Raw genomic sequence first — 23658 nt, 5'->3', positions numbered from 1 at the left:
TGCGGGAGCGCCTACCCTCCCGCGTGTGGCTCTCCGTCCCGTCCTCGCCGTCGCCGTGCTCGTCCTGCTCGCTCGGGTCGCCCGGGTCAGCTGGCACCACCGCGCCCTGACCGTCGCCATCTGGCGCGCGGTCCGCTGGGGCCACCTCGTGGGCGCCGCGCTGCTGCTCGCGCTGGTCGCCGGCACGGCCACGCTGCTGATCGCGACCGTCCCCGGGGCGGCGCTCGGCCTCGGCGACCTGTTCGGCACCGAGGCGAACGCGGTGTTCGCCCCGCTCGAGGAGGGTCTCGCCCGGGCCGCCCCGGCGGCCCCGACCGGACCGGACTGGGCGCTGCTGTTCGGGGCCTCGGCCTTCCTGCTGCCGCTCGCGCTGCTGCTGCCGTGGCTCGCCTACGTCGAAGAGGAGCTGTTCCGCGCCGGCCTCGAGGACGCGAGTTGGCGGCGGGTCGCCGTGGCCAGCCTCGTCTTCGGACTGGTCCACCTCGTGATGCTGGTGCCCATCGGGGCCGGGGTCGCCATCGGTGTCGCCGGGTTCGCGTACACGCTCGCCTACCGGCACGGGCACCGCGAACGCTCACCCGCGGATCTCCCCCCCGCGGCGCTCCAGGCCTTCCGGTCGACCAGGCGGTCGCGCGCCGCCGCCGACCGGGTCCGGGCTGCCGTGTCCCACGGCGGGTCGGGACACGGACCCGTCACAGTGGTCGACCGCTCCCCCGAGCGCGCGCAGGCCGCCGGGGTCTTCACCGCGACCGTCTGGCACGCGACCTTCAACACCCTCGTGGTGCTGACCGTGTGGGCCTCGCTGGTGGTCGCTGCCCTGCGCTGACCACGGTCCGGCTGCTCAGTCCCTCGGGCGCGAGACCGACCACCGGATGGAGCTCGCGGCCGCCAGGGCGTCGAGCAGGTCGCGCGGTGGCCCGGCGTGTGCGGGCGGGATCACCCCTGGCGTGGCGGTCCCCGCTGCGACGGCGTCGGCGACGATGGCGACGAGCAGCGCGGTCGCCTCGGCGAGGTCGTGCCCGTTGGCCCACGCGCGCGCCAGACCGTCCTCGCCCTCGACCTCCGCGACCACCGCCCACCGCGCGGGCGGCCGCCCCGGGCGCCAGCGGTCGGCGCCGCGTTCGAGCCGCCGTGCCAGGTGACGGCGGGCGGGCTCCCACCGGGCGAGGTTCGCGACGGCCTGGAGCAGCTCGGCCCGGGGGGTGGACAGCGCGAGGTAGGAGCGCACGCGCTGGACCTGCGGCTGGTGACGCGGGACCGAGAGCGGCTCGAGACCCGGGACGGACGCGGCGTGGCGGGGCCCGAACGGGCGTGGGAACCAGGCGAGTCGACGTTCTTCGCCCGGCAGCTCCTCGACCCGGGCGCCACCCTCGACCGCCACGAACGCGGCCCCGAGGGTGCTCGCGATGCCGACGAGGACGCCCGGTGATGCCGCGCGCAGCAGCCCGCCACGCTCGGGCACGACGGTCGCGACGTGGACCTCACGAGGTGCGAGGACGCGCTCGGCCGCGACCGCGGTCAGGAGGTCACCGACGGCGGTCCGCCACCCGACCCCCGGGACCACCACCGTCCCCGTGCCGAACGCCCGGTCGTGGTGGTCGTAGGCGCGGACCAGGTACGGCTGCACGTCGACGGTGTCGACGAGGTGGACCGCCCCCGCCAGCGCGACGTCGAACGCCCGGGCTGCGACCCCGTCGGACACCGGGAGGGCGCTGACGGCCAGGTCCACCCCGTCGAGCGCGGCCCGCAGGGATGCCGAGGACGCTCCCGCGTCCAGCGTCCGGATCTCGACAGCCCGCTCGAACTGCAGCTCGAGGTGCTCCTGGAGCTGCTCGAGGCGTCCCTGGTCACGACCGACGAGCACGAGCTGGTGGGCCCGATCGACCAGCAACGGTGCCACCCGCTCCCCGACCGCGCCGGTGGCACCGAGGAGGGCGGTGCGGGGCATCGACGGACCTCCGGTGGTGCGCTCGGGGAGCCGGAGGCTAACGGCGAGGCGCCCCGGCCTCGCGCATCGTCGGGGGTGCGTGACCCGGCCCGACCTGCGTGCGAGGATGCCGACCCCCCGAGGGCGGTGAGCGCCCACGGGAGGCTCGGATGACGGCGAGGGACCCGTGCAGGACCAGGCGCAGCAGCTGCCCGAAGGCACGCTGCTCGTTCGCGTCCCGGCCACCGACCGCGGGTGGGCACGCACGCTGCCGCGGGTGCCGGCAGGACGCACCCTGACCGTCACCGTCGGTCTGGCCGAGCTGGCGCCCGTCCCGGCCGACGACCTGGTCGCCTCCGGGTACCGCATCGTCGGGGTCGCGGCCGACCACCGCCCGCTCGGCCGGCTCGTGGACGTCTGCGTGCCACCGGACCTGCGTGAGGCGCACCCGGCGTGGTGGGCCTCGTTGGCGGCCCGCGCGGACCGCATCTTCGATCCGCGCCTCGGCCCGGTCGCGCGCGTCCTCGCCGCGGAGCTGGCCCTGCACCGCGGCGCCGCCAGCTCGGGCTGACGCGCTCTCCAGCTCGGGCTGGACCGACGCGCCGCACCCGGTTCACGTCTGCCTCAGCCGCCACACCTCCCCACTGCGCACTCACCGCACGCTCGGTGCTAGCTGGCAGCTAGCGCTTGCACCAGTTAGCACTCGGGCGTATCGTTGCAAGCGTCGCCAGCGGACCGCTACGAACGGTCCGGTGGAGGGACGGGGCTCCCGCAGGCTCCCGCAGCCTCGACCCGGCTCCCGCTCCGTCCCTCCGCCCGGCCGTTCGACCGGCCCGCAGCTCCCACCCCCGCTCAGAGACCCGAGGAGGTCCGATCATGGCCACCACCACGACCACCAAGAAGGCCACCGCCAAGAAGGCGACCACCAAGGCCGCCACCCCCGCTGCCAAGCGCTCCCCCGCCGCCAAGAAGGCCGCGACGACGCGGAACCGCAACGAGGCTGCCCAGAAGGCTGCTGCCACCCGCAAGCGCAACGCCGCAGCTGCCGAGAAGGCCAAGGTCGCCCCGAAGCGCTCGCCCTTGACCGAGCGTGAGCCCCGCATCCTCGCCGAGGACGCTTCCTACGCCGCCGCCGGCCTCGCCGTCGACGCCGTCATCCTCGTGCGTGCCGCCACCACCAAGCTCGAAGAGCTGCGCGCCGAGGTGCAGAAGGTCGCCGCCGACCCGGCCACGACCGTCAAGAACGTCACCGAGCAGGGCCCGGCGACCGTCACCCGCACCGCGCAGGACCTGCGTGGCCGGCTCGTCGCCGAACTCGAGTCCGCGATCGCCAGCTTCGAGAGCACCTTCGACGCCAAGGCGACCGAGGGTCGCAAGCTCGTCGAGTCGCTCAAGAAGGACGCCCGCGTCGCCAAGCTGCTCGACCAGACCTCGGCCACCCGCGCCCAGGTCAAGGCCGCGCTGACCTCGGTCACCAAGACCGTGGACGTCGCCGTCGAGGCCGGCCGCAAGCAGGCCGAGACCGCGTCGAGCCAGGTCAAGGGCGCGACCACCTCGGTCGCCAAGACCCTCGACGTCGCCGTCGAGGCCGGCCGCAAGCAGGCCGAGACCGCCCGCACGCAGGTCAAGGCGGCCACCACCTCGATCCGGCGCAGCGCCGACACCGTCCCGGGTGCCGCGAAGGCCGTCGAGACCGAGGTCGAGCAGGCCAGCTGACCCTCCCAGGTTCCCCGGCGCGCACTCGCTCCCGCACGCGCCGCCGGGGTCCGCGGCACGGACGCTCTCCCGCTCCGACGCCGCTCCCGACAGCCGCACCGCTCCCGCTCCGCGGCTGTCGACGCACCACGAGGGCCCTCGCCAGCTCCTGGCGAGGGCCCTCGCTCGTGTCCGAGCAGGTGAACTAGCCTCGGGGACCGTCTCCGCACCGCCCCCACCGAGGAGCCCGTCCGTGAGCACCTTGCACGACCAGGTCGAGGCCGACCTCCGCACCTCGATGAAGGCCCGGGACAAGCAGCGCACATCGGCCCTGCGGCTGGTCATCGCCGCCCTCAAGAACACCGCGGTCGCCGAGGGACTCGGTCCCCAGGGACGCCTGCCCGACGCGACGGTCCAGAAGGTCCTCGGCACCGAGGTCAAGCGGCGGCGCGAGGCCGCTGCGGCCTTCGCCGAGGCCGGGCGCGAGGAGTCCGCTGCGTCCGAGCTCGCCGAGGCCGCGGTGTACGAGGCGTACCTGCCGGCGCAGCTGACCGATGAGGAGCTGACCGCGATCGTCGATGCCGCGATCGCGGAGACGGGCGCCGACGGGCCGCAGGCCATGGGTCAGGTCATGAAGGCCGCCATGGCGAAGGTGCAGGGCCGTGCCGACGGGTCGCGCGTGTCGGCGCTGGTCAAGGCCCGCCTGAGCTGATCATCGCTCCGACCGACGTCGCGGCCGGGCTACTCGTCGCGGGCGAGGAGTCGTTGCCGGGCGCTGCGGTCCATGACCCGGTCGGGGCAGCCGAGGATCGTCGGTGACCGCAGGACGACCTCGCTGGGGTAGGTCAGGGTCACGTCCCGCTGCCCGCCGGGCGCGTCGATCGTGACCTCGGCGCCGAGGAAGTGGTTGACCGCCCGTTCGGTGTAGTAGCGGCAGTTGGTGAAGCGGGTGCGGACCACGATCGTGGCCTCCTCCCCCGCCGCCAGGGTCACGGGCAGACCCGCGACCGCCTCGACCTCGACCATCCCGAGCAGCTCGGGGAACGGATCGACCGCCGAGACGGTCACCGGGCCGCCGCCACCGGTGTGCGCCAGCGGCACCCGCACGTAGGCGCCCGCGCCGTCGACGTACCCGACGGCCGTCATCGGCTGCTCGTAGGCGTCGAGGTGGGCGACGCGGTCGTGGCCGGAGAACTCGAGGTCGCCCACGGTGAGCGGGGGTGCGCCGACCGGTGGAAGCCCGGCGACGGGCGCACCCGCCAGCACGGCGGCCGCGGTCAGCCCGAGCGCCCCTGCCCACCGCACGGCGATCAGCCCAGGTCGTCGTGACGACGGCGCCGCACCAGCGCGCCGCCGCCGAGCAGGACCGCCGCGAGCCCGGCCAGGCTCGCCCCGGTCACCGGCAGGACACCGGCCGCGACCGTCGTGGCGTCGGCGGCACGCGGCCCCCCGGTGCCCTGGCCGGTGCCCGCGCCCTGGCCGTTGCCCTGCCCGTCGCCCTGGCCATCGCCGTTGCCACGGCCGGCACCGGGTGCGGGCGCACCCTCCTCGAGTCCCTCGGACAGATCGATCGAGACCGTCGGCCAGAACAGCGCGTCGAGGTCCTCACCCTCGGGCGCCTCGCGGTCGGCCGGGGCGGCGGGGCTGTCGAACCAGTCGCACAGGGGCGGGTCCGGCTCGTCCTCGCGGTCGTAGGTCGCACAGGGCACCAGCCCCGCCGACTTGACCACCGAGCCGACCGGGAACAGCGACCCGCCCGAGTCGCAGTCGGGGAAGCCGGTGAACGGCACGGCGCCACCGGTGACGTCCTCGAGGGGCAGCGTGGCGTTGGTGGTCACCTCGCCGGTCGCGGAGGTGTTGTCCTGCCAGCAGTTGCCGACGCCCTGCTCGTCCCACCAGAAGTCGACCCCGTTCGGCTGCACCAGCCCGTCCGGGTTGGCACCCATCCGGTTGCCGACGTAGTGGTTGTGGTTGGAGGTGTCGAACTGGTCGTCGAACTCGTCCCGGATCGCCGAGGGCACCCAGAACAGCATCGCGCCCTGGCGCCAGTTGTCGAAGATGTCGTTGTCGCGCACCAGGTTGTGGTTGCCGCCCGCGACCATCATCCCGGTCCCCACCGGCACCGGGAACGCGGGACAGACCGTCCCGGTCTCGTAGCCACGATCGGCGGGCTTGCCGCCACATCGGCCCGCCTGCACGTACCGCTCGAAGTAGTTGACGTTGTTCATGAACAGCCGGTTGTTCTCCAGGAAGGCGTGGTCCTGCGGCATCCCCGGGTGGTCCGGCACGAACGAGTCGGTCACGTACCCGGCAGCGTTGAGGAACACGTCGTTGTCGTGGAACCACACCGAGTTGCCGGCCGAGCCCGAGAACCCGAGCGCGTTGTGGTGCGACCGGCACCCGGTGATCTCGACGGCCCACCGCTCGAGCGGCCCCGTGACGTCGTTGTCGGCGTTCACGTCCGCCGCCGAACCCGGGTAGATCCCGGAGTCGCCGTTGAAGGCGGTGTCGCAGTCCCGGATCAGGCCGTGGTCGGAGGTGAACGTGAGGATGCCGTAGAGGTCGTTGTGGCTCGCCACGACGTTGTCGAGCAGGTAGCCGTCGGTCTCGTGGACGTAGATGGCGTTCTCACGGAACACCTGGAAGGCCATGTTGGACAGCACGAAGCCGTCGGCGCGGTCGGCCTTCAGCCCGTTGTGCTTGATCCACGACCCGTCCTCCTTGAACCCCCCACGGAGGGCGGTGTCCTCGGCCCGCTCGCCCGTGCCGGCGATCTGCAGGTGGCACAGCTGGTTGTCGCAGACGATGTCGTCGTCGTCCGGGTCGTCCCCCGCGATGGTGACCAGGTTGACCACCGCCCCGCACGAGACGATCAGGTCGTACTCGACGACCCCGTCGTCGTAATCGTCGGTGCACGGCTGGTTCTCGTCCCAGGACGGCTGCTCGCGGTAGACGCCGGGGAGCACGTAGATGTTGGTGCCCTGCACCTCGACCGCGTCGACCGCGAGCTGGATGTGCTGGTGGGCACAGTCGCGCAGCAGCCGGCGGTTGAACGCGCGGAGCTGCGGGTCCGAGATCGCGCGGATCCGGTCGGCCGAGACCCCGTCCTTGCAGACCACGATCACGTCCGCGGCCTCGTCGATGGTCCGCAGCTCGGGGGTGGAGCCGCCTCCGGGCGGGAACTGGCTCGCACGTTCCTCGTGGGCGACCGCCGGTCCGCCCACCAGTCCGAGCACCAGCAACGCGAGCACGAGTGCCAGCCCACCTCGCCGTCCCACCGTGCGTCCCTGCTCCACCACGTGCACCACCGACCGCCTCCCAGCACTGGTCCTCCACGGGGCGTTCGCGCTCGACCGCGCCTCCTCCTCCCGTACCGGGCGGTACCCGAGGAGCTCGTGCGGCAGGCGGACCGGCCCTCTGTACCGCCGTGCGCGCCGCGTCGGCCTAGGGTCCGCCCCATGGACCGTCTGCAGAGCACCGTCGACCCCACCTCGCCCGCGTTCGCCGCGAACGAGGCCCATCACCGGGCACTGGCAGCCGAGCTGCACGAACGTGCCGCCACGGCCGCGCTCGGCGGTTCGCCGCGCTCGCGGGAACGCCACGTGTCCCGCGGCAAGCTGCTGCCGCGCGACCGGGTGGAGGGCCTGCTCGACCCGGGCACCCCGTTCCTGGAGCTGTCCCCCCTGGCGATGGGCGGGATGGAGGACGACGAAGCACCGGGCGCCGGGATCATCACCGGTGTCGGCCGGGTCAGTGGCCGTACGTGCGTGATCGTCGCGAACGACGCGACCGTCAAGGGCGGGACCTACTACCCACTCACGGTCAAGAAGCACCTGCGGGCCCAGGAGGTCGCCCGCGACAACCGCCTGCCGTGCATCTACCTGGTGGACTCCGGCGGCGCCTTCCTGCCCAAGCAGGACGAGGTGTTCCCCGACCGCGACCACTTCGGCCGCATCTTCTACAACCAAGCGACCCTGTCGGGCATGGGCCTGCCGCAGATCGCGGTCGTGATGGGCAGCTGCACCGCCGGCGGCGCGTACGTGCCGGCCATGAGCGACGAGACCATCATCGTGCGCGAGCAGGGCACGATCTTCCTCGGTGGTCCGCCGCTGGTGAAGGCCGCCACCGGCGAGGTCGTGTCCGCCGAGGACCTCGGGGGCGGCGACCTGCACGCCCGGACCTCGGGGGTCGTGGACCATCTCGCCATCGACGACCGCCACGCCCTGCAGCTGGCCCGCGACGCGATCGCCACCTGCCCGGCGCCGACGTTGCCCGCGCCGTCCGCCGAGGTCGAACCGCCGGCCTACGACCCGGCCGAGCTGTACGGCCTGCAGCCGACCGATCTGCGTCAGCCCGTCGCCGCGCGCGAGATCATCGCCCGGATCGTCGACGGGTCACGGTTCCACGAGTTCAAGCCCCTGTACGGCGAGACCCTGGTCACCGGCTTCGCCAGGATCCACGGCCACGAGGTCGGCATCGTGGCCAACGACGGCATCCTGTTCTCCGCGTCGGCGCTCAAGGGCGCCCACTTCGTCGAGCTCTGCAACCAGCGCCAGGTCCCGCTGATCTTCCTGCAGAACATCACCGGGTTCATGGTGGGCCGCGAGTACGAGGCCGGCGGGATCGCCAAGGACGGCGCCAAGATGGTGACCGCCGTCGCGTGCTCGACCGTTCCGAAGCTGACGGTGGTCACCGGCGGCTCGTTCGGCGCCGGCAACTACGCGATGTGCGGCCGGGCGTACTCCCCGCGGTTCCTGTGGACCTGGCCGAACGCCCGCATCAGCGTCATGGGGGGCGAGCAGGCCGCCAACGTCCTGGCCACCGTTCGCCGGGATGGCATCGAGGCCCGCGGTGAGCACTGGTCCACCGAGGACGAGGAGGCGTTCAAGGCGCCGATCCGCGACCAGTACGAACACCAGGGCAACCCCTACTACGCCACCGCCCGCCTGTGGGACGACGGGGTCATCGACCCGGTCGAGACCCGCGACGTGCTCGCCATGGGCCTCGCGGCAGCGCGCCACGCCCCGGTCGAACCGCCGCGCTACGGCGTGTTCCGCATGTGACGTCCCGCTGTCGCCGGGTCCAGCCGGCGACGCTGCCGCGACCGCGAGGAGCCAACGTGTCCGAGGTGCTACGAGCCGAGTCCGACGAGCGGGGTGTGCTGACCCTGACCATCGACCGCCCCGAGGTGAAGAACGCGTTCGACGACCAGCTCCAGGAGGCGCTGACCAAGGCGTTCTCCGCGGTGGGCGACGACGTGCGCATCGTGATCGTCACGGGTGCCGGATCGGTGTTCTCGGCCGGTGCCGATCTCAACTGGATGCGTGCGGCGGTCGACGCCACCTTCGAGGAGAACGTGGCCAGCTCACGCCGGTTCGAGGCGATGCTCGCTGCGGTCGACCGCTGCCCCGCCCCGGTCATCGCACGTGTCAACGGGCACTGTCTCGCCGGCGCGCTCGGCCTCGTGACCTGCGCCGACCTCGCGGTCGCCGTCCGCGGTGCGCTGTTCGGGTTCAGCGAGACCCGCCTCGGCCTGGCCCCGGCGATGATCTCGCACTACGCCGTGCGGCGGACCGGTATCGGTGCCGCCCGCCGGTACCTGCTGACCGGGGAGCGGTTCGATGCCGACCGCGCCCAGGCGCTCGGGTTGCTCGTGGACGTGGTGGACGACGAGGCCGCGCTCGATGCGGCCGTCGCCGACCTCGTCGACGCCCTGCTGGCAGCCGCACCCGGCGCGGTCCGCGACACCAAGCGGCTGCTGGCCACCATCGCTGCCACCCCCGATCCGGCCGCGACCGTCGACGCCCGGGTCGAGCTCATCTCGCGCCGGCGCACGAGCGAGGAGGGCCAGGCGGGGATGGCGGCGTTCTTCGACCGCCAGCCGGCCCCGTGGGTCCCCGCGGACCGCTGACGGTCAGCCGAGGACCAGCGGGATCGCCACCGTGTGCAGCCGGCCGTCCGCGTCGGCCAGATCGCTCTCACCGTCCGACATGTCCTCGCTGTAGACGTGCAGCTCGGCGTACGGTTCCCCCGCGGCCGACTCGAGCGAGATCTCCTCGGCGAAGGCGCCGACGCACCCGCTGCCGCACTCGGCGGTGGTGAACCCCGAGTCGAGCTCGCGACCGTCACCGTCGTAGAGCGACCACTGCACGTTGGCCTCGAAGACGTTGCTGCAGCCGACCAGGTCGACCGAGTCGCCGGTGACCAGCTGTTCAGCGACGGGCGAGACGACCGTGATGAAGCCCTCGTCCTCGCGGCCCTGGTCCTCGGCACACGGGTCGGCCACCAGGGCCGGGTCCGGTGTCGGGCCCACCGACGGGCTCTCGTCGGTCGCCTGCCCGTCGTCGTCCGCCCCCGCGTCGACCCCGTCATCGGTCGCCGGCGGTTCGGTCTCGTCGGGTTCGGGCTCCGCGGTCTCCTCCGGGGTGACCTCTTCGGGCGGCTCGATCTCGACGGTCGGGTCGTCACCGCCGCACCCGGCGAGCAAGAGCGCCGTCGCCGCGGTCAGGGCGAGGCGACGTCGGACGGGGCGGGGGCGCAGCATCTCGGATCCGTTCGGGAGCGGGCGAACGACATGGTGACACACCGGTTGGCTGGTGCACGCGAGCCACCACCAGGGCCGCGTGCGCCGCGCCGGGACCGCGCGCCGGGGAACCCGGTGCCCCCGCGGAGCGTCCGACCCCCGCTGCTAGCGTCCGCGCGGCCGTGTCGTGAGCGTGCACGACCTCCTCCCGGAGCCACCATCGTCCGCTCACCCTCGACCGTGGACGGGAGCCGACGTTGACCGCAGGTGCACAGGAACCGCCCGCGCGCCCGATCCGCCGCGTCCTGGTCGCCAACCGCGGCGAGATCGCCCGCCGCATCGTGCGGACCTGTCGTGAGCTCGGCATCGCGACCGTGGCGGTGTACAGCGACGCCGACGTCGACGCGCCGCACGTCCACGAGGCCGACGACGCCGTCCGGCTCGGACCAGCACCCGCGACCGAGAGCTACCTCGACGTCGAACGGGTGGTCGCCGCGGCCGTCGAGGCGGGCGCCGATGCGGTCCACCCCGGGTACGGGTTCCTGTCCGAGCACGCCGGGTTCGCCGAGGCGGTCCAGGCCGCCGGGCTGACGTTCATCGGTCCGTCGCCCGAGACCATCCGGCTGATGGGCGACAAGGCGGCGGCCAAGCGCCACCTGACGGAAGCCGGTGTGCCGGTCGTGCCGGGCGTCGACACCACCGAACTCGACGACGACGGCGTGGTCGCTGCCGCGGACGACGTCGGGTTCCCGCTGCTGGTCAAGGCGGTGGCCGGCGGCGGCGGCAAGGGGATGCGAGCGGTCCACGACCCGGCCGACCTGCGCGAGGCGCTCGCCGCGGCCAGGCGCGAGGCCCGCGCGGCGTTCGGTGACGACCGGGTCCTGCTCGAACGTCTCGTGGAACGGCCCCGGCACGTCGAGGTGCAGGTGATGGGTGACGCCCACGGCGAGGTGATCCACCTGCTCGAGCGCGAGTGCTCCGTCCAGCGCCGCCACCAGAAGGTCGTCGAGGAGGCGCCTTCCCCCGCCGTCGACGAGGCGCTCCGGACGCGCCTCGGGGACGCCGCCGTCGCCGCCGCCCGCTCGGTCGGCTACCTCGGCGCCGGGACGGTCGAGTTCCTGCTGGACGGCACGACCCTCGAAGACGCCGAGCCGACCTTCTTCTTCCTGGAGATGAACACCCGCCTCCAGGTCGAGCATCCCGTCACCGAGCTGGTCACCGGTCTCGACCTCGTGGCCCTCCAGCTCCGCGTCGCGGCCGGACTGCCGCTCGGGATCGGCCAGGACGAGGTCGGTGCCTCCGGGCACGCGATCGAGGTGCGCTGGTACGCCGAGGATCCCACCTCCCAGCTGCCTCAGACCGGCACCATCACCCGGCTGGCGCTGCCGGAGGGGCCGGGGCTGCGCACGGACGTCGGGGTCGCACCCGGCGCGACCGTGAGCCGGTACTACGACCCGATGCTCGGCAAGCTCATCGCCCACGGCCACGACCGGACCGCGGCGATCGACCGGCTGGTCGGGCTGGTCCGCGGCAGCGTGGTCCACGGGGTGGTCACCAACCTCGACCTCCTCGACGCCGTCCTCGACCACCCGGTGCACCGGGCCGGGGACCTGACGACGGGGTTCCTCGACGAGCACCTCGCGGCCTGGGCCCCCGCACCCGCGACGACCACCGCGCTGGCGTTCGCGGTGGCGGCCGTGCTGCGCGCCGAGGCGGGGGTCAGCGACCCGTCCTGGCCGGCCGACCTCGGCCCGGTGCGGTTCGGCGGGCTGGCCGGGCCGACCATCACGTTGCACGACCAGGACCGCGTGCACCGGGTGCAGGTGGCCGCCGCGTCCGACGGCTCCGCCACCCCGGAGCTGCGCCTGCGCCACGAGGACGGCGCCACCACACGCGTCCGCGTCGAGACGGTGGGCGCCGACGGCCGGTGGCGCGCCACGGTGGACGGCTCCCCCGCCCACGCCACGGTGACCACCACCCTGGAGGGCGACGTCCGGACCGTGTGGGTGCACCACGCTGGCCGCTCCGTCGCCCTGCGCCACGAACCCATGACCCGTCACCTCGCCGAACGGGCCATGACCGGTGCGGCCGCGTTCACCTCGCCCATGCCCGGCTCGCTCATCGCCGCCCCGGTCGAGGTGGGCACCCACGTGACGGCAGGCACGACCCTGCTCGTGGTCGAGGCCATGAAGATGGAGCACGCCATCACCGCCCCGGTCGATGGCACCCTGACCGAACTGCACGTGGCGGTGGGCGCCGCCGTGGACGCCGGCACCCCACTGCTGACCTTCGAGCCCGACGAGGAGCTGTGACCGTGGACCTGCCCGCGCGCATCACCGTCGTCGAGGTCGGGCCCCGCGACGGGTTGCAGAACGAGCCCGGCACGGTGGCGACCGAGGTGAAGGTCGGGTTCATCGAACGGCTGGCGGCCACCGGCCTCGGGGTGGTCGAGGCCACCAGCTTCGTGTCCCCGAGGTGGGTCCCGCAGCTGGCCGACGCGGCCGAGGTGCTCGCCGCGCTGACCCGACGGTCGGGCGTCCGCTACCCCGTCCTGGTGCCGAACGAGCGTGGGCTCGATCGGGCGTTGGAGGCCGGCGTCGACGAGGTCGCCGTCTTCGGGGCCGCCTCGGAGGGCTTCAGCCAGGCCAACCTCGGACGGTCCATCGACGCCTCCCTCGAGATGTTCGCCCCCGTGGTCCGGCGTGCCACGGACGCTGGCGTGCGCGTGCGCGGGTACGTCTCGACCGTCTGCGGCTGTCCGTTCCAGGGTGAGGTTCCCGTCGACGACGTGCGACGGGTCACCGCCGCGCTGATCGACCTCGGGTGCATGGAGGTGTCCCTCGGCGACACCATCGGCGTCGGCACACCGGCCCAGGTCCAGGACCTGGTCACGGCGGTCGCCGCCGACGTGCCGATCGACCGGCTCGCGGTGCACTGCCACGACACCTACGGCCAGGGGCTGGCCAACACCTTGGCGGCGTTCGAGGCCGGGGTCACCGTCGCCGACGCCTCCGCGGGGGGGCTCGGCGGCTGCCCGTACGCCCCCGGCGCGACCGGCAACCTCGCCACCGAGGACCTGGTGTACGCCCTCGACGGCGCCGGGGTCGAGACCGGCGTGGACCTCGACGCGCTGATCGACGTGAGCGCCTGGATGGAGCAGCAGCTCGGGCGCCCGTCCCCCTCCCGGGTGGTGCGCGCCACCATCGCCAAGCGGGCCCAGTCCGAGGGCACCACGTCCGGTTGACACGCCGGTCGGCAGCGTGGTCCCCTCACGGGGAAGCATCCACGCGCACTGGCGGGAGAAGCCGGTCGGAACCCGGCGCTGACCCGCAACCGTAGGCCGTCCCACGCGCTGCCACGTGGCCCGACGGCGAGCCGGAGCACCTGCCAGGGCGAGCGGCTCCAACCACCCGTCGAGGATCACGGGGCGGAGTTCGGGACACGCGTCCCCGGCCGATCCGCCCCTCGCGGTCACGCGAGGGGCGTCGAACGTCCGGCGGCTCGCGGGCCGGGTCGCCCGAGGAGGACGCCGGTGCCCGCCACCGCGCTAGCGGACCGCTCCCCGGCCCGGCCAGCCGCCGGCCGGGCGATCGCCCGCGTCCTGCTCGCCCTGCTGCTCGCGACGGGGGTGCTGCTGCCGGCTGCCCTCCCCGCATCACCGGCCGCGGCGGGCAGCTCCTGCGACGGCGTGACCGTGCGGGTCGAGCGCCCCGGCAGCACGCGGGAGGGGTGCGCGAAGGGAGCACCGGAGAACGGCCTCTTCGCCCTGACCGGAGCGGGTTTCGCGTACACGGACGTCCCCGGGCAAGAAGGGTTCGTGTGCACGATCGACCGGTACCCCGATCCCTGCAACGGGGCGCCCGCGGGCGCGTACTGGTCCTACTGGCACGCGGAGGCCGGGGCCACGAGCTGGACCTACTCGACACGCGGGGCTGGGTACCGCACCCCGCCGCCGGGCACGCACGACGCGTGGGTCTTCGGGTCCGGTTCCCCGCCGTCCGCACCGCCGCCCGCCCCGGCCCCCTCCCCGTCGCCGAGCCCCTCCCCGTCACCGAGCCCGTCCCCCTCGCCGTCGCCGTCGCCCAACCCCACCGAGACCGGCGCTGGCGGAGGCGGGTCCGGTGGTTCGGGATCGTCCAGCCCGACGGGCGGGTCGGGGTCGACCGGTGGTGGCACGTCCGGAAGCGACACGTCGGACGACACCGGTGCTGCCTCGACGAGCAGCAGCTCCGACAACACGCCGTCCGATACGGACCGTGACACCTCGTCCGACGACGCCACGGACACCGCCACGGCGGGGCAGGACGACGACGCCACGAGCGACGACGGGACGGGGGCCGAGGACGCCGCCGACGTCGGCACCACGGCCGAGGACCTCGACGAGGCGGACGGCGAGGATGAGGCGGCCGTCCGGCTCGATGCTGCCGACGACACCGTGACCATCGAGGCGCCGGGTGGCGGCCGGTCCGGCGCCTCGGCCGCAGCCGGTGCGCTCCTCATCGTGGGGCTCGGTGCTGCCGGCCTGCTGCGAGCCCGATCCCGTCGCGGTGACCTGGACGGCGAGGCGTGACCACCGACCGCGATCTCGGGCGCCGCGCCGAAGCACCTGGACCCGGGACGGTCGCGGGGGCCCGGAAGCGCTTGCACCGGGACGCGGCCGTCCCCCGCCAGCTCCACCCCGGTGCCTGGTGGCTGTGGGCCATCGGGTGCGTCGTCGCCGCGTCACGGACCACCAACCCGTTGCTCCTGCTGCTGATCTGCGTCGTCCTCGGGTACGTGGTGGCGGCTCGCCGCACCAACGCCCCCTGGGCGCGTGCCTTCGGGGTGTTCCTCCGGATCGCGGTGATCGTGATCGCGTTCCGGACGGTGTTCCAGGTGGCGCTGGCGCCCTCCCAGCCGGGTGTCGTGCTGTTCACCCTGCCGGTGGTCCCGTTGCCGGACTGGGCCGCGGGGATGACGCTCGGCGGCCCGGTCACCGCCGAGGCGGTGCTCGCCGCCGCGACCGACGGTCTGCGGCTGGCCACGATCCTGCTGTGCATCGGTGCCGCCAACGCGCTGGCCAACCCCAAGCGCCTGCTCGCGCTGCTGCCGTCCGCGTTGTACGAGGTGGGCGTCGCGGTGGTGGTCGCGATCACGTTCACACCGCAGCTGGTCGAGTCGGTCCAGCGCATCCGGGCCGCCCGCCGCCTGCGAGGACGGCCGCACCGTGGTCCACGGTCGCTGGTCCAGGTCGCGCTACCGGTCCTCGAGGACGCGCTGGAGCGGTCCCTGGCCCTGGCCTCCGCGATGGACAGCCGCGGCTACGGACGACGAGCCGCCGTCCCGACGAGCACGCGACGCTGGACCGGGACGCTGCTGCTCGCGGGCCTCCTGGGCGCCTGCCTCGGCGTCTACGCGCTGCTGGACGCCTCGTCGCCCGTGGCGGTCGCCACGAGCGTGCTCGCCGGGGGGCTCGCGCTGGCGGTCGCCGGCCTGCGACTCGCCGGGCGACGGACCGTCCGGACCCGCTACCGCCCCGATCCCTGGCGGACCCCCGAGTGGGTCACGGCCGGTGCCGGGCTCGTGGTCGCCGCCGGCGTGCTGCTGACCGGGGTGTTCGACCCGTCCGGCGTGACGCCACCTGCGGCCCCGCTCGCGTTCCCGCCGCTGCCGCTGTTGGCCACCGGCGGCATCCTGCTCGGGCTGGTGCCGGCGTTCGCGACGCCCCCACCGACCTTCCACGGCACCCGCCCGAGCCGCACCGAGCTCGACGCTGCCGTCCCGACCGAGCAGGTGCCGGCGTGATCGACCTCGACCGGGTGAGCGTGACCTACGACGGTGCGGCCGCGCCGTCGCTGTCCGACGTGACCCTCCACGTCCCGGAGGGCGAGCTGTGCCTCGTCGTCGGTCCGACCGGCACCGGCAAGACGACCCTCCTCAAGGCCGTCAACGGCCTCGTCCCCCACGCGACCGGCGGGACCCTGCACGGCCGCGTCACCGTCGCCGGTCGGGACACGCGGACCCACCCACCGCGGGACCTCGCCGACGTGGTCGGGGTCGTCGGACAGGACCCCCTCGCCGGCATGGTCACCGACATCGTCGAGGAGGAGCTCGCCTACGGCATGGAGTCCCTCGCGCTGCCGCCGGACGTGATGCGCCGGCGTGTCGAGGAGACGTTGGACCTGCTCGGGCTCGTGCACCTGCGGCACCGCCCGATCCGCACCCTCTCGGGCGGCGAGCGGCAGCGGGTCGCCATCGGGGCCGTCCTGACGGTGGGACCCCAGGTCCTGGTCCTCGACGAGCCGACGTCAGCCCTCGATCCGCCAGCTGCCGAGGAGGTGCTGGCGGCGCTGCAGCGGCTCGTCCACGACCTCGGGATGACGGTGCTGCTCGCCGAGCACCGGCTCGAACGGGTGGTCCAGTTCGCCGACCGGGTCGTCCTCCTGCGCGGCGGGGACCGTCCCCCCGTCATCGGCGATCCGGCGACGGTGCTGACGTCCGCCCCGGTGGCACCGCCAGTGGTCGAGCTCGGCCGCATCGCGCGGTGGGACCCGTTGCCGCTGACGGTCCGCGACGCCCGGCGGCGGGCTGGGCCGCTGCGCGACGCCCTGACCGGGCGACGACCGCCACCCCTTGGGCCCTCGCCAGCGGCCGGATCGCCTCCTGCGGCGAGCGTCGAGGACCTCGTCGTGCGGTTCGGGACGACCGTGGCGCTCCGCCACGTCGACCTCACCGTGCGCGCCGGTGAGGTGCTCGCGGTGATGGGACGCAACGGCGCGGGCAAGTCGAGCCTCCTCGGTGCGCTGATCGGCAGCGCCGCCCCCACGTCCGGGACGGTGCAGGTCGGTGGCGTCGCACCGCACGAGCTGGCGGGCAAGGACCTGGTCCGGCGGGTGGGCCTCGTGCCCCAGCAACCCGCCGATCTGCTGTACGCACCGACCGTCGCCGAGGAGTGCGCCGCAGCCGACACCGACGCCGGCGCCGACCCCGGGTCGTGCCGCAAGCTCCTGGACCGCCTCGTGCCGGGCCTGGACGACGATCACCACCCCCGCGACCTGTCCGAGGGGCAGCGTCTCGCGCTCGTGCTGTCCATCGTCCTGACCGCGGCACCTCCCGTGCTCCTGCTCGACGAGCCGACCCGCGGCCTCGACCTCGGCGCCAAGGTGCGCCTCGTCGAGATCCTGTCCGAGCTCGCCGCGGAGGGGCACGCCGTCGTGCTGGCCACCCACGACGTCGAACTGGCCGCTGAGGTCGCCACCCGGACGGTCGTGCTCGCCGACGGTGAGGTCGTCGCCGACGGCCCCACCGCGGAGGTCGTCGTCGGCTCGCCCGCCTTCGCGCCCCAGGTCAGCAAGGTGCTGGCGCCGGCCCCGTGGCTGACCGTCGGACAGGTCGCCGACGCGCTCGAGGTGCTGCCGTGACGGCACCCGTGACGTCGCCGTCGCCGGCCCTGCGCCGCGCCACACCGCTGGCGATCCGGCCCCGGGCCGCCGCTGCGCTGGTGCTGAGCTCGGTGATCGGGCTGATCGCCTTCGCGTGGCCGCTGCTGGTCTCGGCGGACGCACCCATCGCCACCATCGGCGACGCGACGCTGCTGTTCGGCCTGCTGTTGCCGCTGGTCCTCGCGGTGGTGATGGCCGAGCTGACCGAGGGCGGCATGGACGCGAGGACCGTCGCCATGCTCGGCGTGCTCGCGGCGGCCGGCGCGGCGCTTCGTCCGCTCGGGACCGGGGTGGCCGGTTTCGAGCCGATCTTCTTCCTGCTGGTCATCGCCGGCCGGGCGTACGGGCCGGGGTTCGGGTTCGCGCTCGGTGCCACCACCCTGTTCGCGTCGGCGCTGGTCACCGCCGGCGTCGGGCCGTGGCTGCCCTTCCAGATGCTCGGCGCGGCCTGGGTCGCCGCCGGAGCCGGCCTGCTGCCGAGGCGCCTGACCGGGCGGGCCGAACTGGTGGTCCTCGCCGGGTACGGGATGGCCGCCGGGTTGCTGTACGGCCTGCTGCTCAACCTCACCGTGTGGCCGTTCCTGCTGCGCAGCGACACGATCACCGCGGTCTCGTTCGTCGCCGGTGATGCCGTGCTCGACAACCTCCGGCGCTTCGTCGCCTTCACCCTGGCGACCTCGCTCGGCTTCGACATCCCACGCGCCCTCTTGACCGGCACCCTCGTCCTCGTCACCGGCCGGCCGATCCTGCGCGCGCTGCGACGCGCCGGCCGACGCGCCGCCTTCGACGCCCCGGTCGCCTTCGAGGACGCCCGCGAGCCCGGCCCCACCGCGCCAGCGCCCTGACACGAACGGGCGGATGCGCGTGTTCCCTCGTCGGAAGGGCGCCCCGAGACGGGTCCCACGTACGTGAACACGCGGATGCGCGAGTTCCCTCCCTGCGGAGGCTGCGGGTTCAGCCGGGGTTGAGGTCGGCAGCGGGCGTTCGCTACCGGTTGCAACCGCACGTGCTGGTAGGGCCGTTGCGTGACATCTCCTGGCTGCTGGGCGCCAGAGGTTGCCGCCGACGGGCGCGGATCACCCGGTTCCCGTGGCAGTTCCTGGCTGCCAGGAGCCAGGAACTGCCGTCGTGACGGCCATGCTGTGGCGTGACGGCCATGCTGTGGCGTGACGGAACTCGCGCGTGCTCGTTGACGTCTCAGGCGAAACCACGTCGTCGAGCGGGGATGCCCGCTCAGGGGGTTGGTCATGAGTTCGACGGAACGCCTTCAGAACCCGAGTCGTCGGCAAGCCGCGTCGTGGACTGTTCTGGTCTTGGCGGTGCTGTCGACCGCGGTGTTGGCGTTCTGGGTCGCCGTCTTCGTGGATGGCCTGCAGCACGCCACCGGGTTCAGGCTCGAGCGACCGCTGCTCTTGTTCACCGGTGCGCTCATGACCAGCGTCGGGGTGGTCGGGTCAGGAGTTGCCGCCCGGTCGGCGTGGAGGTGGCCTGGACGCTCGAAGCCCATGATCGTTGCGGCCTCCCTGGGGCTCGCTGCGACGTGCGTCGGAGGCTTGCTCGTCGTTCGTTCATACGAGTTCCACGTCATGCCGCGCGTGTCGGAGATCGTGCCGGAGCAGGAAGGTTCGGCAGGACACGCGATGCCCTCGTGGGTTCCGTGAGGCAGGACCTGGGACGCCGGTGGCAGCCACGCGGAGCGCCCTCCCAGCGAGTGAGGTCTCCCGCGGACAACAGCAGAACGCCCGTTGCTGCGCACCTTTGGACCTATCCCATCCACACCCGCCGCTGAACTCACCCGGAGGTGAGGCCGAGCGATCGCAGGGCGGTGACGACCGCGTCCCCGAAGCGGGTGAGGGACACCTCGAGGTCGTCCATCGCGAGCTCGGTCAAGGTCGCGGTTCGCGCCGAGGAGACCAGCTCCTCGGCGACGGGGAAAGGGTGGCCGGGGTCGCCCCGCCAGGCGACGACGCCGACGGGTACCCGCAGTTCGGCCACCTCGTCGCAGCTGGGTGCCTCGCCACCGTCGAGGGCGAGCAGCGCCGCAGCGAGGCTGTCGGCGTCGTGGCGGGTGTAGTCGGTGACGAGGGTGTCCCGCAGCCACGTCGGCATCGTGGTGTCGGCTCGTAGCCGGGCGGTGACTGCCGCGACACCGACACGACGGACCTCGGCGGCCACGTAGGCGTGGGGCCCCTCGCCCGGCGCCGCCCGGCCCTGCCACGCCGGCAGACACACGACCCGCGGGAGCCCACCCCGCCAGCGGATGGCAGCGTGGCCACCGAGCGAGACGCCGCCGACCGCAGCGACCCCTGCGGACCCGGCCACCACCGCTGCGAGGTCGGCGGCGTACGCATCGAGGCCGTGATCGACCCGGTCGGGACAGGGGGTCGAGCCCCCGTGCCCTCGGGCGTCGTAGGTCACGAGTCGCCACCCGGCTGCGCCGAGAGGCGCAGCGCAGGCGGCGGCGACGAACCGTGCCGACGACCCCACACCGTGCGCCAGCACCACCGCCGGCGCGCCCGGATCACCGACCTCGGCGACGGCGAGGTGCACCGCGGCGCCGTCGGCGCGGGCTGCCCCCTCGACCGCGTGTCGCCGCCCAACGACGCCACCGGGCAGGACCAGGTGCGTGCCGTCCCCCAGCGAAGTCACCGGACCTCGCTCAGGAGCTGATCGAGGTTGGTCGCGGTCAGCTCACCGAAGACGCGGCTGACCAGCCGCCCGTCGGTGTCGAACGCCACGGTGTGCGGCAGCCCCCGGCCGCCGACCTCGAACACCACGTCTCCCGAGGGGTCGTGGAAGGTCGGGAATGCGATGTCGTACTCGTCGACCATCTGCACCCCGAGCTCGCGCTGCTCCATGGTGTGCACGCCGAGGAACGCCACATCGGTCTCGGCTGCGGCCGTGTCGAGCAGGAGCGGCAGCTCGCGTTTGCACGGCTCGCAGAAGCTGGCGAAGAAGTTGATCACGACCGGACGGCCGGCCTCGTTCTCGCGGCGGATCCACGCGGCTGCCTCTGACCAGTCGACCTGCTCGAGCTGCGCGTCCGCCGGCGGGGCCTCACCCGGTGCGGCGACCTCGTTGACGTCGAGCCCCCCGTCGGCGGGGAGCTCCGGCTGTTCGTCGTCGGGCACGCCCGGGCCGAAGTCGGCGATCTCGCCCTCACCCGTGCACGCAGCGAGGCCGAGCACCACGGCGATCAGTGCGATCAAGACACGACGCACGACAGCTCCTCGGACGGGTCCGCGTGAGGGTACGTGGGTCCGCGGGCCGGTCAGGAACGCGACGGGACCTCGGCCAGGACCTCGTCGGAGGCCGCGAGGAACGCATCGACCTCGGCGGGGGTCCCGACGCTGACGCGGATCTGCTCGAGCATCCCGTAGGGCTGGAGGGGACGGACCCCGATGCCGTGCTGGGCGTAGGCGTCCACGACCGGCTGGGACGCGGTGCCGAGCTCGATGGTCACGAAGTTGCCGAGACCGGCGGTCAGCGGCACCCCGAGCTCACGGAGGTGTTCGGTCATCCGCGCCCGCCCCTCGAGGGTCCGTGCGACACCGGTGTCGAGGTGGTCGCGGTCCCCGATCGAGGCGATCGCCGCCGCCTGCGACGGCGCCGTCACGTTGAACCGCGCCCGCCAGCCGTCGATCGCGGCGACGAGGTCGGCCGGCCCGGTCAGCGCCCCGATGCGCAGGCCCGCCAGCGCGTGGGCCTTGGAGAAGGTCCGTGTCACCAGCACGCGCGGGTGATCGACGTCGAGCTCCCCGTAGGTGGCGTAGCTCGGGTCGCCGCTGGCGTAGTCGTGGTACGCCTCGTCGAGCAGCACCGTGACACGGTCGGGCAGTTCAGCGAGCAGCGTCGTCAGCTCGGCTCCCGACAGGTGCTGGTTGGTCGGGTTGCCCGGGTTGTCGATGACCACGACGCGCGTGGCGTCGGTGACGTTCGCGAGCAGCGCCTCGGGGTCGCGGGCGTAGCCGTTCCGCTCGACGGTGGCCGGTCCACCATCGGGCGCCTCGACGTACCGGGCGCCGGCGTTGCGTGCCCCGAGCCGGTGCACGACGAAGCTGCGCTCGAAGGCGAGCACCTCACCGACGGTGCCGTCCTCGTCAGGTCGAGCGAGGTAGGCCAGGGCGTCCATGAGCAGCGCCGCGGAGCCGTTGCCGACGCTGACCTCCTCGATCGGTCGGCCGGCCTCGTCGGCGATGGCCTGCCGGAGTTCGACCGATTGATCGTCGGGGTAGAGGTGTCCCTCGGCGACGGCCTCGTTGGCGGCCCGGATCGCAGCCGGGGACGGTCCGTACGGCGACTCGTTCGAGGACAACCGCACCTTCATACCCGGCGGTGGACCGGCGGCGGCCGACGAAGCGATCGAGGACACGGACGACTCCCGGGACGACGAGGTGCTGGTCCCGCCGAGCGTAGATGCCCGCCACGCTCAGCGGCCGGGGGACCTACAAGTAGAGGCCCGTGGCGGCCACGCTGTGGCTCGGCGACCCGACCGCGTGCACGTCGCGCTCACGGACGATCAGGTAGGCCTCGCCCTGGACGTCGACCTCGATGGCGTCCTCGGGCAGGTAGAGCACGTCGTCGCCGACCTCGACGTGTCGGACGTGGGGCCCCACACCGATCGTGGCACCCCAGATGCCCTTGCGGTCGACCGACTTCGCCGTCGCCGGGATGAGGATCCCGCCCTTGGTGCGCCGTTCGGCGTCGTCCGGCGGCGCCACGAGGACGCGGTCACCGAGGACGGTGACGGCGCGGCGTGGGCCGTCCGCGGGCGTCGCGGCGGCCGGGGCCGGCGCAGGACCGGAGGACGCCTCGGGCGGAGGCGTGGGGGCAGGTTCGGGAGCGCTCATGGGACGAGCCTACCGACGGGACACCGCCGACCCCGACCGCCCCCGGGGGATCCGGACGGTCGCTGTGCGATCCGGACGTGCACCGGAGCCGGCGCGAAGGGTAGCCTCACCTTGCCCCACCGATCCGGAGCTCTCCGTGGTCACCCTTGACCTGCCCAACGCCACGACGCGCACCAGCGCGCTGGCGTGCCGTGGCCTGGTCAAGCGGTACGGCACCACGCTGGCCGTCGACGGGGTCGATCTGGAGGTCGAACGCGGCAGCCTCACGGCCCTCCTCGGCCCGTCCGGCTGCGGGAAGACCACCGTCCTGCGGATGATCGCCGGGCTGCTGGCCCCCGACGAGGGCGCGATCACCATCGACGGTCGCGAGGTCGCCGGGCCGCGAACGCACGTGCCTCCCGAGAAGCGCGCCGTCGGCCTCGTCTTCCAGGACTACGCGTTGTTCCCCCACCTGTCGGTGGCGCGCAACGTGGCCTTCGGGCTCGGCCACCTCCCCCGGCGCGAGCGTCGCGACCGCGTCGGCGATGTGCTCGACCTGGTGGGGCTCGGCGACCTGCATCGCCGGCTGCCCACCGCGCTCTCGGGTGGGCAGCAGCAGCGGGTCGCGCTGGCCCGCGCCCTGGCCCCCTCCCCCGAGCTGGTCCTCCTCGACGAGCCGTTCTCGGGCCTCGACGCCGCGCTCCGCGCCACCGTCCGCGAGGAGGTGCGCAGCATCCTGCGCGCCGCCGACGCGACCGCCGTCGTGGTGACCCACGATCAGGAGGAGGCCCTCAGCCTCGCCGACCGGGTCGCGGTGATGGACCGGGGTCGCATCCACCAGCTGGCCGACCCCCAGACGCTCTACACGCGCCCGGCCACCCGCTTCGTGGCGGGCTTCGTCGGCGAGGCCGACATCCTCCCGGCCGAGCGCGTCGACAGCTACCTGGTCGACACGCCGCTCGGGCGCCTGCCCACCATGGAGGCGGTGGCAGCCGAGCACGTCGCGGCGGTCATCCGGCCCGAGTCGCTCCAGGTCACCGCCGACCTCGCGGGGTCGGCGACCGTCACGGGCATCGAGTACTTCGGCCACGATCAGCTCGTGCACCTCCGCCTGGATGACGGCACGCAGCTGCGCGCCCGCCGCGGCCCGATCCTCGACCTGCAGCGCAGCGACCGGGTGCGCATCGACCTGATCGGGCCGATCGTCACCTTCGGGCCGGGCACCGCGTAGGTCGCGTTGCCGCGGGGGCCGGCCGCGACGGG

22 protein-coding genes are annotated in these 23658 nt (G+C 73.8%); 14 read left to right on the top strand and 8 right to left on the bottom strand.

Annotated features, from left to right (window positions below; translation table 11 throughout):
* The first annotated feature begins 25 nt into the window (after positions 1-25).
* Complete coding sequence (locus tag NITAL_RS16040) at positions 26-826, top strand: hypothetical protein (RefSeq protein ID WP_052667235.1); 801 nt, start codon at positions 26-28, stop codon at positions 824-826.
* A gap of 15 nt (positions 827-841) precedes the next feature.
* Here the strand turns inward: NITAL_RS16040 and NITAL_RS16035 are convergent, their stop codons facing one another.
* Positions 842-1948 carry a saccharopine dehydrogenase NADP-binding domain-containing protein gene (locus tag NITAL_RS16035; protein ID WP_052667234.1) on the bottom strand — a complete coding sequence of 369 codons (1107 nt, stop codon included), beginning with the start codon at positions 1946-1948 and terminating at the stop codon, positions 842-844.
* A 166-nt stretch (positions 1949-2114) separates the two neighbouring features.
* Between NITAL_RS16035 and NITAL_RS27390 the strand changes: the two genes are divergently transcribed.
* The 3 genes from NITAL_RS27390 to NITAL_RS16020 all read left to right on the top strand — a co-directional run bounded on the left by NITAL_RS27390 (position 2115) and on the right by NITAL_RS16020 (position 4334).
* Complete coding sequence (locus tag NITAL_RS27390; protein ID WP_052667233.1) at positions 2115-2498, top strand: hypothetical protein; 384 nt, start codon at positions 2115-2117, stop codon at positions 2496-2498.
* 305 nt (positions 2499-2803) lie between these two features.
* Complete coding sequence (locus tag NITAL_RS16025) at positions 2804-3643, top strand: hypothetical protein (RefSeq protein ID WP_052667232.1); 840 nt, start codon at positions 2804-2806, stop codon at positions 3641-3643.
* A gap of 232 nt (positions 3644-3875) precedes the next feature.
* A complete protein-coding gene (locus tag NITAL_RS16020) occupies positions 3876-4334 on the top strand; it encodes a GatB/YqeY domain-containing protein (protein WP_052667231.1) in 459 nt (152 codons plus the stop codon).
* A 29-nt stretch (positions 4335-4363) separates the two neighbouring features.
* On the opposite strand, the gene NITAL_RS16015 is transcribed toward NITAL_RS16020, so the two are convergent.
* Complete coding sequence (locus NITAL_RS16015) at positions 4364-4927, bottom strand: hypothetical protein (RefSeq protein WP_052667230.1); 564 nt, start codon at positions 4925-4927, stop codon at positions 4364-4366.
* 5 nt (positions 4928-4932) lie between these two features.
* On the bottom strand, positions 4933-6930 hold the full coding sequence (locus NITAL_RS29215; RefSeq protein ID WP_052667229.1) for a right-handed parallel beta-helix repeat-containing protein: 1998 nt from the start codon (positions 6928-6930) through the stop codon (positions 4933-4935).
* A gap of 150 nt (positions 6931-7080) precedes the next feature.
* Here NITAL_RS29215 and NITAL_RS16005 point away from each other — a divergent pair, with 150 nt between their 5' ends.
* Entirely contained in the window at positions 7081-8685 is a 1605-nt protein-coding gene (locus tag NITAL_RS16005; RefSeq protein ID WP_052667228.1) for a carboxyl transferase domain-containing protein, read from the top strand.
* A 56-nt stretch (positions 8686-8741) separates the two neighbouring features.
* On the top strand, positions 8742-9533 hold the full coding sequence (locus NITAL_RS16000; RefSeq protein WP_052667227.1) for an enoyl-CoA hydratase-related protein: 792 nt from the start codon (positions 8742-8744) through the stop codon (positions 9531-9533).
* A 3-nt stretch (positions 9534-9536) separates the two neighbouring features.
* Here the strand turns inward: NITAL_RS16000 and NITAL_RS15995 are convergent, their stop codons facing one another.
* Positions 9537-10166: a Gmad2 immunoglobulin-like domain-containing protein gene (locus NITAL_RS15995; protein ID WP_052667226.1), complete on the bottom strand. Its 630-nt coding sequence runs from the start codon at positions 10164-10166 to the stop codon at positions 9537-9539.
* Between the two features lie 236 nt (positions 10167-10402).
* Between NITAL_RS15995 and NITAL_RS15990 the strand changes: the two genes are divergently transcribed.
* The 7 genes from NITAL_RS15990 to NITAL_RS15960 all read left to right on the top strand — a co-directional run bounded on the left by NITAL_RS15990 (position 10403) and on the right by NITAL_RS15960 (position 19227).
* A complete protein-coding gene (locus NITAL_RS15990) occupies positions 10403-12457 on the top strand; it encodes an acetyl/propionyl/methylcrotonyl-CoA carboxylase subunit alpha (RefSeq protein ID WP_211262455.1) in 2055 nt (684 codons plus the stop codon).
* A gap of 2 nt (positions 12458-12459) precedes the next feature.
* Positions 12460-13389 (top strand): hydroxymethylglutaryl-CoA lyase, encoded by a 930-nt coding sequence (locus NITAL_RS15985; protein WP_211262454.1) that lies wholly within the window; start codon positions 12460-12462, stop codon positions 13387-13389.
* A gap of 288 nt (positions 13390-13677) precedes the next feature.
* Entirely contained in the window at positions 13678-14715 is a 1038-nt protein-coding gene (locus NITAL_RS15980; RefSeq protein ID WP_052667224.1) for a hypothetical protein, read from the top strand.
* A 71-nt stretch (positions 14716-14786) separates the two neighbouring features.
* Complete coding sequence (locus tag NITAL_RS15975) at positions 14787-15929, top strand: energy-coupling factor transporter transmembrane component T (RefSeq protein ID WP_052669730.1); 1143 nt, start codon at positions 14787-14789, stop codon at positions 15927-15929.
* Positions 15926-17545, top strand: coding sequence for an ABC transporter ATP-binding protein (locus NITAL_RS15970; RefSeq protein ID WP_052667223.1), 1620 nt, complete (start codon positions 15926-15928; stop codon positions 17543-17545). Before NITAL_RS15975 ends, NITAL_RS15970 begins: the two co-directional genes overlap by 4 nt.
* The gene (locus tag NITAL_RS15965) at positions 17542-18411 is read left to right on the top strand and encodes an ECF transporter S component (RefSeq protein WP_211262452.1); all 870 of its coding nucleotides are present in this window, start codon (positions 17542-17544) and stop codon (positions 18409-18411) included. The genes NITAL_RS15970 and NITAL_RS15965 overlap by 4 nt, the downstream gene beginning before the upstream one ends.
* 402 nt (positions 18412-18813) lie before the next feature.
* Complete coding sequence (locus tag NITAL_RS15960) at positions 18814-19227, top strand: hypothetical protein (RefSeq protein ID WP_157041883.1); 414 nt, start codon at positions 18814-18816, stop codon at positions 19225-19227.
* A gap of 130 nt (positions 19228-19357) precedes the next feature.
* On the opposite strand, the gene NITAL_RS15955 is transcribed toward NITAL_RS15960, so the two are convergent.
* The 4 genes from NITAL_RS15955 to NITAL_RS15940 form a co-directional block, all read right to left on the bottom strand.
* Entirely contained in the window at positions 19358-20215 is an 858-nt protein-coding gene (locus NITAL_RS15955; RefSeq protein WP_052667221.1) for an alpha/beta fold hydrolase, read from the bottom strand.
* Positions 20212-20787, bottom strand: a complete 576-nt coding sequence (locus NITAL_RS15950) for a TlpA family protein disulfide reductase (protein ID WP_052667220.1) — start codon at positions 20785-20787, stop codon at positions 20212-20214. Before NITAL_RS15950 ends, NITAL_RS15955 begins: the two co-directional genes overlap by 4 nt.
* A gap of 50 nt (positions 20788-20837) precedes the next feature.
* On the bottom strand, positions 20838-21938 hold the full coding sequence (locus NITAL_RS15945) for a pyridoxal phosphate-dependent aminotransferase (RefSeq protein WP_052667219.1): 1101 nt from the start codon (positions 21936-21938) through the stop codon (positions 20838-20840).
* Between the two features lie 73 nt (positions 21939-22011).
* Positions 22012-22416 (bottom strand): GroES family chaperonin, encoded by a 405-nt coding sequence (locus NITAL_RS15940; protein ID WP_083441648.1) that lies wholly within the window; start codon positions 22414-22416, stop codon positions 22012-22014.
* A gap of 136 nt (positions 22417-22552) precedes the next feature.
* Between NITAL_RS15940 and NITAL_RS15935 the strand changes: the two genes are divergently transcribed.
* Positions 22553-23626: an ABC transporter ATP-binding protein gene (locus NITAL_RS15935; RefSeq protein WP_211262451.1), complete on the top strand. Its 1074-nt coding sequence runs from the start codon at positions 22553-22555 to the stop codon at positions 23624-23626.
* The last annotated feature ends 32 nt before the right edge of the window (positions 23627-23658 follow it).

Source organism: Nitriliruptor alkaliphilus DSM 45188, assembly GCF_000969705.1.
Taxonomy (GTDB): domain Bacteria; phylum Actinomycetota; class Nitriliruptoria; order Nitriliruptorales; family Nitriliruptoraceae; genus Nitriliruptor; species Nitriliruptor alkaliphilus.
This window is presented reverse-complemented; position numbering and strand designations above follow the sequence as displayed.